At 62.3% G+C, this 13396-nt stretch carries 6 protein-coding genes; 1 reads left to right on the top strand and 5 read right to left on the bottom strand.

The annotated features are described in order from the left end of the window. Positions 1-34: 34 nt before the first annotated feature. The 5 genes from OU26_RS04720 to OU26_RS04700 form a co-directional block, all read right to left on the bottom strand. Complete coding sequence (locus OU26_RS04720) at positions 35-1408, bottom strand: MFS transporter (protein WP_026646830.1); 1374 nt, start codon at positions 1406-1408, stop codon at positions 35-37. Next, entirely contained in the window at positions 1408-2160 is a 753-nt protein-coding gene (locus OU26_RS04715; RefSeq protein WP_026646829.1) for a GNAT family N-acetyltransferase, read from the bottom strand. The genes OU26_RS04720 and OU26_RS04715 overlap by 1 nt, the downstream gene beginning before the upstream one ends. A 166-nt stretch (positions 2161-2326) precedes the next feature. Continuing rightward, positions 2327-6382: an ATP-dependent DNA helicase gene (locus OU26_RS04710; protein WP_026646828.1), complete on the bottom strand. Its 4056-nt coding sequence runs from the start codon at positions 6380-6382 to the stop codon at positions 2327-2329. Between the two features lie 50 nt (positions 6383-6432). After that, positions 6433-10446: a PD-(D/E)XK nuclease family protein gene (locus OU26_RS04705; protein ID WP_026646827.1), complete on the bottom strand. Its 4014-nt coding sequence runs from the start codon at positions 10444-10446 to the stop codon at positions 6433-6435. A gap of 142 nt (positions 10447-10588) precedes the next feature. After that, positions 10589-11785 (bottom strand): serine hydrolase, encoded by a 1197-nt coding sequence (locus OU26_RS04700; RefSeq protein ID WP_160257599.1) that lies wholly within the window; start codon positions 11783-11785, stop codon positions 10589-10591. Between the two features lie 177 nt (positions 11786-11962). Between OU26_RS04700 and OU26_RS04695 the strand changes: the two genes are divergently transcribed. Further along, complete coding sequence (locus OU26_RS04695) at positions 11963-13384, top strand: serine/threonine-protein kinase (RefSeq protein WP_026646825.1); 1422 nt, start codon at positions 11963-11965, stop codon at positions 13382-13384. Positions 13385-13396: the final 12 nt, after the last annotated feature.

Genomic DNA, 13396 nt, shown 5'->3' with positions numbered 1-13396 from the left:
GTCGGAATCCGACATAGTGCGTATGCGTTCGAGACTAGCCGCGTTTGCGGACGATGGCCCAGCCGAGCAACGCGAATGGAATCGAGCACAATACGAAGATCCATGGCATCATCAGGCCGGTGTTCGGCGTGGCGTGATCGAGCACGATGCCGGTGATCATGGAACCGAAGGATGCGCCCACAGTGCCGGCGGTGGACACCCATGACAGGCCTTCGGTGAGTGATTCCTCAGGCACCGTATCCTTCATCACCAGGTTGCCGGAGGCAAACACCGGCGAGACGGTCAGGCCGGTGAGGATCTCCATCAGACCCATGACGATTAGATTGCCCATGCAGGCGTGGATGATCGCGAATCCGACGGTCATGGCGGATAGGAACAACACCATGTGCAGCCAGCGCGAGCCCTTGAGCTCGCGGGAACCGAACGCGAGCGCGCCGATGCATGAGCCAACAGCCAGCATGGCGAGCTGCACGCCAAGCACGGAGTCGAGGTGCAGCGATTTCATCACGGCGGTCATGGAGGTGTCGAACGCGGTGAAGCTCATGTTGAAGATGATGAAGGCGAGCAGCAGCGGGATCACGCCGGCATAGGTGAGCACGTTGCGCTTGGCCTTAGTGCCGTTTCCTTTCAGCTGTTTGAGACTCAGCCTGGTGGCTTTCGCGTCAGCGCGACCCGGCACGTTGGCGGCACGCACGTCCTCGTCATCCGCGCTAGCGGCATTCACTTCGATGGTTTGAACCACAGGCGGCTGCGTGCCGCGCAGCGTGAAGAAAATCGTGCCGCCAATAGCGCTGGCTGCCGTCGGCACGAACAGCTGCGAGACGGGATGCACGGATGCGGCAAGGAAGGCCGCGAGGATCGGTCCGAAGATGAACACGATTTCGTCAATGGCGGATTCCAGCGCATAGGCGGTGTTGAGCATCTCGCTATTGCCGGTGCGATCGAGCACATACGCCCAGCGGGTGCGCACCAGCGCGCCGAAGGCGAACTGGGTCAGTCCCATGATGATGGCGAGCAGGAACAGCAGCGGAATGGGCACTCGCACCAGCGCGGCGAACGCAAAGCCGAGCATGGCGACGATTTGTATGGCAAGTACGATCTTGCCGACCTTGCGTTGGCCGAAGCGGTCGAATAGGCGCGCATACAGCGGGGTGACGGCTGCGGTGGCGAGCACGTAGGCGGCGCTCATGGTGCCGGCGATCGTCCAGTTGTCGTACAGGTGGTTCAGGGCGAGGATGATGCCCAGGCCCATCATCGACATTGGCAGGCGAGCCAATGCACCCGATGCGCAGAACGCCTTCGTTCCGGGAATGGAGAACAGCACCGCGTACGGCGAGCGCCGTTTGCCGGAGGATGCGTTCTTGCCGTTGGACGCCGTCGTGTTGGAAGGTCCGTTATCGGCGGCCATCAGGCGTTCACCCGGCCCCTGTAAATGAACATGTCGTCGAACAACGGCTCCTTGCTGTCCTCGATCGGGGCGCCAGCCGGACGTTCCGCGCTGCGATGTGCGATGCAGTCCAGTCCCTTGTGGTCGTAGAAGCTTACGTCGCAGTCGGAATCGGTGTGCAGATAGAATGCGGGCACGTCCCATGCGGCGAAATGCTGCTGCATGCGGCGCCACAGCTGGCCGCCCACACCGTGGCCACGCACATCGGGATTGACGATGAACAGTTCCAGCTCACCCATGGTGGTTTCGTTGGCATGGCCTTCGCGTTCAAGGTCGATTTCCACCGAAAAGCCGGATTTCAGCGCAGCCATGTGTTTAACGGCTTTCGAATCGGCGCAGATACGGCGTTCCAACGCCTTCATTTCCTCGCCGACCTCGATTTCGTCGAGTTGCGGCGCTTCGCCCGCCACACGGATGAACGTGACGCCGGCGAGCGTACCGTCGGTAGTGAACGCGCCATTGGCGAAAGTGGTCGGCTTGAGGTAATGCAGTACAAAATATCGGGAAATCAGCCGTGACATGTCCGGACCGAGCTCGTCCACGTCCTGCGGCCAAGTGCGATCGAATAGTTCAGTCACCGTGCCCAAATCGTTCCAGCCAAGTGGACGGAAAACAATCGTTGATTTCGTCGAATCGTCCGTGCGCTGGGAATCGTTGGTCATTCCGGCATTCATGCCAGTGTTCGGGATAGTGGTTGCGTCATTCGCAGCCATAATCGAATACTCCTTAACTGTCGTTGCGTCCGGCATGTGCGCCCGCCCACACATGCTGCACGAGGGTAGCGGCGTTCCTCCACAACGCTGCCTGCATTGCGTTTAGTCCGCAGGCAGGCCGGAAAGCGCCCCCTGCTTTTCAAATAAGGAGTCGTGCGCACCGGCACTAGTCGTTGTCGGATTGCTGCGGAATTCCGTAGCTCAACTCGGCAAGGATCTCTTCTTCTGTTTTATCGAGAGCGTCCAGCTCGCGATCGGCCTCATGAGGCTCACTCACATAGTAGAGACAGGCGTCGATACTGTCCAACGGAACCCCTTCCATCGCCGAGAGCAGAAGACGGTACATGTCGAGCTGTGCGAGCTTCTCCTTGATTTCCTCGTCTTTGTGTGGTTTTCTGCCGGTTTTCCAATCGACCACGGTGTAGCGTTTCGTCTTGTTCGATTCATCAAGACCCCCGAAGAACACTGCGTCAAGTTTGCCGTTGACGATGGTGCCGAGTTGCGGCACGTTGACGACGAGCTGGCGTTCCACCCACGCTGGACGGCGTTGCGCCCATTTCGACTCGACAAGGCGCTGTTGCCATTGGGCAATCCGCTGTTCGCCCTGCGACTGCGCATCTTGTGTTGGCATATTCTGCGATTGCGTACCGATCGCCGCGATCATATCCGCACGCGATTGCGCGTTCGCACGGTCGAAACCGTCCTCACCGCCAATGCCGTCGGCGTTCACGTCGGCCATAATGAAACGTTCCGCCCACGCGTGGAATTGTGTGCCGAGCTGTGCCGTCGGCGAGGCGACGCGCGGAATCGGACGAACCAGACCACGCCAGTATGCGCGCGCGTCACGCTCGCTCATGGTGCCGGCGCGCGCCTGCAGCGAAGTGACGTTCTGACGACCAGCTGCGAGAATCCGCTCTCCTTTGGCACGTACTGCTGCGTCGAAAGCCTCCTGCGATTCGTCCACGTCAGCCAAATCGGCTTCCGGAATAAGCTGCCTGTCGGCCACGAGCAACCGGGCACAGCGCAGCAGCGAGTTGCCGCATTCCTCCGACGGCGCGGTTGTGGCGGTCTTCTCGGCTTCACGCACGCCATCCGCCGCAACGCGCAGTTTGCCGGCGACATTATCCGTCAAATTGCACGGCCATGGCAGGAACCGGTCGTCGGATACCGGTTCGAGCGGCGCGTTCCATGCGTCGCCGACCACGGCGTCCTCGAAATCACGGGCATGTTCGCCCACGAAATAGCCTTCGGGCAGTTCGCAGCCGAGCGTATGCAGGGAGCCGTCCGAATCGATGCCGTCGACGTGTCCAAGCCCGTCGGACACCACCGGCGAATCGGCCAGATTCTGCGGTTCGCGTGCCGCCGAAACGATGCCGTTCATCGAATCGCGCACCTCCTGCCAGAAGTTCGACGGCTCGCTTTTCCTTCTCCCTTCCACCAGACGGGAATCGCGGCTCGTCTCATTGCAGCCGCTGTAGGTGAGCAGCGCCTCATGACGGGCGCGGGTCAACGCCACGTAGGCCAGACGGCGCTCATCGGCATGCAGTCTACGGCCATACTCCTCCTGCTGCGTCAGATACAGTTGCGACGGATCCACGCCTTCCATGTCGTCGATAGGCATGGTCCGCAAGGTGCCGAACACCTCGTCGTCGATGAGCTCCACATCATCCAATCCGGCAAGCGCCTCCAGCGGGTCGCCGCCGACGGTCGCGTCGTGCGGAAAGCGTGGCAGGATGTCCGCGTCGGCACGCACCGGTACCGGGACCGCGGATGGATCCTCCAGCCATGTGTGGGCTTTTTCGCCATATTCCGGCGGGTTCCATATACCATCCCTCATGCCGCCTGGATGGTCTTCATCCATCGTCACGTTCAGACGGTCGCCTTGTTCGGAAGGGAAGACGCCGTCGCGCATGCCGACCACGGCCACGGCGTCCCATTCCAGTCCCTTCGATTGGTGCACGGTCATGAGCATCACATCGACGGGGGTGTCAGGGGCAGTGGCGTTGTCGTCCGACGCGTCGCGCAGCGAATCCACCCAGGACATGAACGCGCGGAGGCTTGGCGTGCCTTGGGCGACGATTTCCTGCAGATACGTGTCCACCAGGGACAGCATCGCATCGAGCGGAGATGTTGCGAATGACGCGTTCCACGAGCCGGCATCGTCGGTCTCGTCGGCATCACTGGCATCGCCGTGCGGATGCCGCATCCGTTCCGCGAGCAGCAGGTCGATGTCGAGGTCGAGCGCGGTGATGGCCGCGCGCACCACTTCGGGCAGCGGATGGCCGACCGTGCGCTGCACCTGCCGGATGACGTCGGCGGCGCGGAGCACGCTGGCCGCGCCCGTTTCACTCAACGTGCCGTCGAGCAGCTTCGGCAGATCACCCCGTAACAGCACGTCGATCAGGAACACGGCATTGGGCACTTGATCCCGGTAGGCGCGCACGGTGGCGCGGATGTCCGCGTCGGACGGTTCCGCCTTCTCCTCCACGATGCCGGCCGCGACGAGCGCGCGGTAGCGTTGCGCGGTGTTGAGCCTCTCCGCGATGCCGGCGAGCGCCTGCAGGTCGTCCGCTCCGAGAGCGAACCGTGGCGTGGCGAGCAGACGCATGAGCGCGCCGCTGTCGGTGTGGTCGCACACCACGTGCAGCAGTGCGATGATGTCCTTGATCTCCGGCCGTTCCAGCAACGCCGCCTGCCCGACGACGAGCGTGGTGAGTCCGGCCTGTCCGAGCGCGTCCTCGTAGGCGGGCATCTGCGCTTTGGATCGGAACAGAATTGCCACGTGCGGCCGATTGTCCTTTTCGCCGTCTGCCGTGTCGTCCGCGCTTGGGGTGTGCAGGGCGATCGCGTGTTTGGCGAATCGCACGACGGCGTCGACCTCCTGGCCGAACGTGGCGTATCCGAGCACGCCGAGCGTGCCTTCGGGGGCAGTTTTGGTGTTGGCGAGCGCGGGAACGTCCACTTCGCGCATGAGCGAACTTCCGGCGCGTTTCGCGGGCAGTCGCAGTGGTTTGGTCAGGTTGTTGGCCGCTTCGAGCACCATGCGCGAGTTGCGTCGGGTGACGGTGAGCGCGTATGGCCTGTCGGTCACGTCATGGCCGAGGTCGTGTTGCAACATGCGGAACGCGCCCGGGCTGGCGCCTCGCCATGCGTAAATCGATTGGAACGGGTCGCCGACGGCGTTGATGGCGCTGCGGCGCGCGTCGTCCACGTGGAACAGGGCGGTCAGCAGGGCGGCCTGCGTAGTGGAGGTGTCCTGGTATTCGTCGAGCAGGACGTGCGTGTAGCGTTTGCGATAGGTGGCTCCGATGGAGGGGAATCGGGTGACGAGTTGGAATGCGGCGATGGTGAAATCACTAAATTCCGCCATGTTGAGCGCGTGTTTCTCGGCGTTGTAGTCGACCACAAGGTCGAGCAGAAGGTCGCGTTCGCGTGCCACGCCGGCCAATCGGGCGGTGTTGTGGACGCACAGCTGGTGGCATTGGGCGCGATATGCACGTTTGCGTTCTTCGAAATCGGCGTCGGATTCCTTCTTCCGCTGTTTTGGCGCCTTGCCGAGTTTCGGCGCGTCCTCGGGCACATCCTCGTCCTCCAGCGCTTTGGCGACCTGCGCCACAAACGCCTCGTCCCATTCACGCACACGTGCCACGGCCTCGTCGAAGCTGGAGCAGTCGCCGCCGATCATGGCTCCGGATATGGCGTTGGACAAGGCGTACACGTTCCCCGCGATGGTGCCGAACGATCCCAGTCCATCACCGCCATCGTTGAAGGTGGCGATCTGGTCCATATGCTTGTCGAGCACGGTGTGGATGAGCTGCATCGCGCCCGCCTCGCTCAGCGGTTGCGTGTTCTGGTCGAAGCCGACAAGCAGTCCGTATTGGCGCACGATGGATTGGAAGAACGCATCGTATGTGGAGACTTCCGGTTTGAGGAAGGCCGCGCGCGCGACGGCATGTCCGCCACGTCCGTCCGATCCGGCCTGGCTGCGCGCCACGGCCGCGGAAACTCGCGACAGCAGTTCAGACGCGGCTTTACGCGTGAAGGTCAGTCCCAGGATCTTTTCCGGACTGACACCCTGTCCGATGAGGGTGATGATGCGCCGGGTCATGGTGTAAGTTTTGCCGGATCCTGCGCCCGCCACGACGACGACATCCTCGTAGGATGGCGCTTGGATGACGGCGGCCTGTTCCGGACTGTCGGTGATCTTCGGTTTGGCCGCCATCGCGGCGGCCTCGTTCTTCCGCATGGTTCCATTCATGCCGTCGGCTCCGCTCATGCCACGGTCCTTTCGAATATGGTGTTCTGTTCTCCTTGGCAGGCCGGACAGACGTCCTTGCACCGGCAGTATCCGACGTGTTCCGGGGTGGGTCGCGCGGTGATGCGGATCGCGCGGCTGGCCGCGGCCGCATAGAAGACGCGGGCGATCATGGACAGCGACCACACGGCCATGGTCGGACGCAAGTCGAGCAGCTGCTTCCAATGCTCCTCGCTCACCTGTTCCGGCCGTTCGGCCCCGTCGAGGGCCGACACGAAGACCTTGTCGAGTGTTTTCGCGTACTTGCGGGGCACATAGTCGCCGGCGTTGATGCTTCCGCCGGAAAACAGCGCCTGCTGATGATACGTCTCGTCGTAGTCGCCGTACGGTGCGGGCGACGTGTGGTCCATGACGTGGAACAGCGCGCTTTGCGTGATGTCGGGCATGGCCGCGATCGCCTGCGCGCCGCATACGCCGCCGTTTTCCGGGAAGGCGAGGCCAAGCTGGTAGCAGACGAGCTGCAAATCGCTGAAAATGTTACGCCCGTTCGGCGTCCGACCGGTTTTGTAGTCGATCAGACGCACCTGCTCCTTGCCGTCGTCGGTACGCCGGTATTCAAGCCGGTCGATGCGTCCGGACAGACGTACGGTGAGCCGTTCGCTCATGCCGGTTTCCGGCCATCCGCCGACAAGCGTTCCCATGGTGGCGATGAGTTCGTCGCGACTGATCGGACTGATGCCGTCGATGGCGTTGTACGCGGCGAGGATGTCGTCGAATCCGAACCGCGCGGCGAACTGCTTTTCCGCTTCGGCGCGTTCCAACGTGCCGACGGTGATGGTCTCGTTGTTTTTGACCGGATATTCCATATGATTCGATCTGACGAAGTATGTGGCGATGTTGCGCAGCGCGTCGGCCGCCTTCGCATCCTTGCCGAGCGCCTTGTACCGTTCCTCGGGGTCGGCGATCGCGTCGGGGTCGGCGCGCATGCCCTCGTATTGCCTGAGCATCCATTGGGTGATGCTTTCGATGTTGTCCTCGTCGCTCGTTTCGGTGTGGTTCGATGGCAGGTCGAGTCCGGCTTCGGTGGCCTTCTGCGCGACCGCGTGGATGATTGAGCCGAATCCGGTGGCCGCGCTGCCCATGCGGGGGCCTGCGAAGCGGTTCTCCAGCATCCAGCACACCGGGCAGGCCCACAGGCTGTCCACCGCGGACGGCGAGAGGGTGACCACATCGGACGGCCGTTTTTCCGTGGATTTGCCTTCTGACCGATTCGGTTGCGAGGTTGTGTCGGAAATGAACTGCCAACGGTCGGGATCGGCTGCGGCCACACCGTGTGAAGCCAGCAATGCCAAGGCTTCGGCCGCGTCTCGCGCCTGATCCGAATCGGCCGGAGCGGATGCCAACACGCTGCGAGCGGCGGCGACCAGGCCGCGCGGATCCGCCTCGAGTCCCGCGTAATCGCCGGTTCCGCCGACCGTCGCATACACGCGTTGCTCTGGATCGGCGTCACGGTCGCGGTCGAACCATTCCGGCAGATAGCCATACAGGAAGTCGGACGGCACATGGTCATCGTTCAGGACTGCGCTCACCTGCACACGCTCGTCGGCGCGGGTCAGCGCCACAAGGAAGCTCTTCTGCTCCGAGGCAAGCACCGCCGCGGACTGCGCGTTTTCACGGCCGGACGATGTGACGATGTCTTCGGAAAGCCCTCCATGCAGCATGACGTCGGCAAGCTCCTCGCCGCCGAACAGGGTGTTACGTGGTGTGAGGTTCGGCCATTGGCCCTGCTGCACGGCCGGCATGAACACCAGTTTCCAATGCCGTCCTGCCGCACCCGCCGGCGTGGTCAGCGTCACGGCCTGGTCGATCGGCGCGGTGTGGGCGAGGGAATCGGCTTCGATGGTGAGCGAACGGACCTGTTCGATGAATGCGCCGATGGTGCGCGCGGCCATCATGCCGTCGGATTCGCCGCCGGACGCGTAGCTGAACAGGCGCATCGCCACGTCGAGCCGGTCATTGGCCGCACGGCCTTCCGCGTTGTTGCGCAACGCCATCCTCTGCCACGTCGTGGCCTTGCCAAAAGCCCGCCAGGCGCAATCAAGCATGTATTGCGGTTCGCGTGACGTCAGACGCGCCTGCGATGCCATCGTATCGTCCAGAACCTTCCATAGGTGTGAGAAGGCTACGGATTGCGGATCCTTCTTCCTCAATACCGAGGCGATCGCGTCGAGCACGCGGGCCGTGTTCCCTTCCAGCAGCAGGATGTAGAGCGCAGCCACACCGAAGGAAGGATCGTCCGCGTCGCCGCTTTTCCCATCATCCGCGAGCAGACTGTCATCGGTCACAACCGACGATACGGCCGATTCACGCGATTCGGCATCCCGAGCCGATTCGCGCGCCGCGTGGAAGTCGGTTACGTAATCGTTCCAATCAGAGAGCAGCCGTGGAAGCAGTGCCTTGTCGGACGTTACGGACGCAATAGCATCGGTCGCGGAACTGCCATTCGAAGCGTCGGAACCGCCATCCAGTACGGCGGCCAACGATCCGAGCGCGTCCATCGCCGACTCCACCACAGACAGGCGAGCCGGACGCTCCCCCGTGGTGGTGATCAGCGGCGAATCCATGATCAGCCTCACACGGGATCGGATGTACGCGCCGGCCTCGTGCATATCCATCGAGGAGGCGGCGATGCCCCGCCGTTTCAATTCGGCCAGTTCGATCATGGCGAACAATCCCTGCACGAACGGCTCGTCCTTGAGCGGCCGCGTCACGCTCGAATAGCGCACCGGCACGCCGTCGGAACGCAACCGCTCGCCGAACGCGCGCACGGTGGCGTTGTCGTGGGCGATGACGGCCATGTCGTTCCAATCGCGTCCGTGCTCGAGATGCTCGGTTTTGATCCTCCATGCCACGTCGTTGAGCTCCTCGACCGTGGAACGGTACATCGCGGCGCCCAGACTTCCGTCGCGCTCCTTGGGTGGCTCGATCGGCGGCATTTTGCCGGGACGCTTCGGCAGCGCGTCATCCATCTCCTCCGTGCTGGCGATGGTGAGGCTCACACGGCTCGCCACCGCGCCGCGATCAGTGCCGTCGGCTGCATGATCCGGTTCGAGACGCACCAGACGTGCCCCCATTCGGGATTGGGCCGCATTGAACAGGTATTCCGGGTACGATCCGCGGAACGTCTGCACCGCCTCGTCGGGATTGCCGACGAGCAGCAGTCGCACGCCACGGTTGTGCAACGCCGACAGGAAATCAAAGCCCGCGAGCGTGGCGTCCTGGAAATCATCGACGATGATGAGCTTCGGCAGATCTTTCTCCTCCGCCTCATCCACGGCCGCGGTCGCGTCGATCATGAGCCGTGAGGCGTCAAGACGGAACTGGTCCGGATAGGCGTCCCTGACTGCCTGGTCGTATTCGCCGCGCAGCGCGAAAGCGAGCCGCCATTGCACGCGCAACCGCTCCCGATGTGCGTCGACCGTCTCGCCTCGGCTGGCCGCACGGGCTATCAGCTCATCCTCGAATTCCGGCTTCGCGCCGATCTCGTTCATACGAGCGAGCATGTCACGGAATTGGCCAGCGAAGGCGTCGGCGGAATCGTCGGCGATCATGCCGGACCAGTCGGCCACCGCGAAGTAGGTGCGCAGCAGCGCGCAGGTATCGCATTCGTCGCCGCGTTCCACATGCCCGGTATGCGCCGCGAGCACGCGACGGATGATCACATCCTGCTCGGCGCCGTTGAGCAGCTTCGGCAACGGCTTGCCCTCGCGCGAACGCACGGCGGTCATCATGCGGAATGCGACAGCCGGCAATGTGGTGACAGGACGGGCCTGCGACACCGCGGACAGCTCGCGGATCACGGCGTCGCCCAACACGTCGGCCACCTGTCTGCCGGACACCGCCATCACGGCCCGTTCCCCGCCGTATCTGCGCATCGCGGCGATCAGCGCGTCGAGCGCGTATCGGGTCTTGCCGCTACAAGGTGCCCCCACAACCAGTGTCGCATCGTCGAGATCATCCAAATCCATCATGGCTTCCATCCTAACCTGTCAGAGTCTCGACGCCTCTGCCCGCGCACGACATGTCAGACAGCGATCTGCCCGGCCTTCCGGGCATCCGGAAAACCGGGCAGGGATAATCGGGGTTTCTCCCCCTGTCACTCGATCCAATCCCTCAGTTCTTCAGCATGTTGTTCCACACCTGGTCCAGCACACGGGAGGTGAGCCGAGCGGCCGCATCCCTGCCCTGATCCTGCGTCATCACAGCCACGGAGACCTTCCGCTTGCCGTTGGAGATCACCATGAAATAGTTGTAGGCGTCCCTGATACCCTGCCCTCGGAGGGCGTGCACGGTGGCGCCGGACGGAATGGACACTCCTTCGGAGGCGATGTCGTAATTCATCAGCGAGTCGTCGCCGGTTTTGGCCATCTCGACCAGCATACGAGCCGCGTCGTTGGGCGACGAGTAGTTCTCGTCACCGGAATTCGAGGCTTGGACGTCACCATACGCGCGTTCGAATCGCGTGCGGCTGTATTTGTTGTCGCTCAGCCATTCGTTGAGGTCGCTTTCGCCACCGACCGCATCGATCAACGCATTCGCCGAATCGTTGTCCATCTTGGTCAGCGAATCCGTAAAGTCATCTGGCTTCCGGTTATAGGTATCGCGAAAGTCGACCCATGCCGGCAGATAGAGTCCCGCAGCCACATAGGGCAGGCTCGCATTGCGTGACGAATAGCTGCGCAGGCCGTCCTCGGTCATGACGGAGACGCCCACTTCGGTGGTGGAAACGCCATCGACGATGGCATCCATCGATTTCTTGTCCAGCGTTCGAACTTCCTGACCGTTTCCATCCTTCGACGTGTCGGATTCGGTCTTCTTCCCGGATTTTCCGGTGTTTTTACCGGATTCCGTCGTTTTTTCGGCGCTGTTCCCGCCTTTCGACGACCGCGTGGCCGGCTTCTTCGATGTTGATTCCGTCTGTATCTGCTCGGCCTGCTTGGCATTGTCCGCGTTTCCGACATGCAGGAACGCGATGGTTCCGCCGATGATGAGAGCGATGACCACCACGGACGCAATGACGATGCCCCACACGCCCTTATCCAATCCAGGCTTGTTCGGCCGCGCAGCCGCCGGCGCGGAATCCACGGGAGGCACCTGCACAGGAATCGTTCCGAAATCCTGATTCCCCAATGGCATGGTTCCTCCGGTCATCGCACCATCGACCACGGTTCCATCCGGCACCGTGGCATCGATTATCGTTCCCCCAGTCGGAATCGGCCCCGCATCCACGCTCCGAGGCAGCTGCTGCCCGCAATTAGGGCAGAATTGCGCGCCGCCTTCGACGACCGTTCCACAAAACGGACAGAACATGCCTGTTCTCTCTCTTCCTCTCAAATCATCATCGCTCGAATATAACCGCCATACCATACCCCCTTAGCATGGCTGACGGATATGTCCCCATATACTATATCTGGAAGAGCATCGCAGGAACGGCGTACTTTTGCCGCGCACCGGCGAATTCGCATGGAATCCACAGAAGGAAGAAGCATGGAAGCCTCGAGGAGCATTCCCCCTCAAATCCCCGGTTACACGCTTGTCAAGCGTTTGGGCTCCGGATCCGAAGCCGACGTGTACCTGTACCAGCAGCTTTCACCGACCCGCCAGGTAGCCATCAAAATCAGCAAAGGCAAACTTGATCCGCAGGCCGCCGCGCGCTTCCGTTCCGAGGCGAACCTCATGGGGCAGATCTCCTCGCATCCCAATATCCTCACCGTCTACGCAAGCGGTGTAACCGCCACAGGCAGCGGCTACACCGTATTCGAATACGCGCCGGGCGGCAATTACAAATCCCTCCTCGCGCACAGCAGGCTCACCGTGGAGCAGATGCTCGACCTGGGCATCAGATTGGCCAGCGCGCTGTTCACCGCCCACCGCCGAGGCATCATCCACCGCGACATCAAGCCCAGCAATATCCTCATCAGTGCGCAGGGCATGCCGTTGCTGTCCGATTTCGGCATCGCAGGATCCGTCTACGGGCGTCCGGGCATCGGCTTCACCATCGCATGGGCCGCGCCGGAAGTGCTCGCCCAGGGCGGCGGAGGCAAGGAGTCATCCGATATCTATTCGCTGGGCGCCACGCTGTTCGCCACGCTGACGGGCCAATCGCCCTACGAATATTTCTATTCCGGGCTGCTTGGCGATGCCAAAGGCAAAGAACGCGCCGAACGGCTCAAAACCATCATCCTCAACAATCCGTTGCCGAAGTTCAACCGGCCGGACATTCCGCCACAGGTGGAGAAGGTGCTCCGCAAGGCCTTGGACAAGACGCCGGAGAATCGCTTCTACTCCGCCTTGGAATTCGCGCGCGCCCTGCAGAACGTGCAATACGAGCTGTATGGCCACATGACGCAGGCCATCATCGAGGGCATTCCGAATTATCCGCAGAATCTGCGTCGTCGCAACGATTCAGGCAACGCCGTGCCGCAGCCGGCGAAACGCTCGTCATGGGTGAAACCCGTCGCGATCGGTCTGTCCGTGACGGCGGCCATCGTCGCGCTGGTTCTGGCATTCGTTTTCGTGGTCGCGCCGAACATGGACACAGCCTCCGACAACACCACTACGCAGGTGCGCAACCGAGGCACCAAGGACCATGCCGAGGACGATTCCGATTCCGCCATCACCACGGGCAGCGTGCCCAGCGTGCAGGATCTTACGGGAACCTACGTCTCCGACGGAGGCAAAGTGAAGTTCACATGGGTCAATCCCTCCCCGGAGAAAGGCGACTCGTACGTATGGTCGCCGGTCGGCGATTCGGGCAGCGATCCTAATACGCAAGGCACCTCCACGAAGTCGACGCATGTCGAGATCGATCCATCCGACGGCGCTCAAACCTGCATCCAAGTCAGTCTGGTGCGGGCGGATCGGCAGATGTCCGATGACCCCGCGATCTACTGCGTGGCCAACCAATGAATCATACGGCAG

It is taken from the genome of Bifidobacterium ruminantium DSM 6489 (genome assembly GCF_000770925.1).
GTDB classification, from domain to species: Bacteria; Actinomycetota; Actinomycetes; order Actinomycetales; family Bifidobacteriaceae; genus Bifidobacterium; species Bifidobacterium ruminantium.
The sequence above is the reverse complement of the archived record's forward strand: the minus strand, read 5'-3'. Positions and strand labels throughout refer to the sequence as shown.

What these genes read in the sequence shown, in the direction of transcription:
- OU26_RS04720 (WP_026646830.1), bottom strand. Translation starts at nt 1,408, where the DNA reads ATGGCCGCCGATAACGGACCTTCCAACACGACGGCGTCCAACGGCAAG.
- OU26_RS04715 (WP_026646829.1), bottom strand. Translation starts at nt 2,160, where the DNA reads ATGGCTGCGAATGACGCAACCACTATCCCGAACACTGGCATGAATGCC.
- OU26_RS04710 (WP_026646828.1), bottom strand. Translation starts at nt 6,382, where the DNA reads ATGGCGGCCAAACCGAAGATCACCGACAGTCCGGAACAGGCCGCCGTC.
- OU26_RS04705 (WP_026646827.1), bottom strand. Translation starts at nt 10,446, where the DNA reads ATGATGGATTTGGATGATCTCGACGATGCGACACTGGTTGTGGGGGCA.
- OU26_RS04700 (WP_160257599.1), bottom strand. Translation starts at nt 11,785, where the DNA reads ATGTTCTGTCCGTTTTGTGGAACGGTCGTCGAAGGCGGCGCGCAATTC.
- OU26_RS04695 (WP_026646825.1), top strand. Translation starts at nt 11,963, where the DNA reads ATGGAAGCCTCGAGGAGCATTCCCCCTCAAATCCCCGGTTACACGCTT.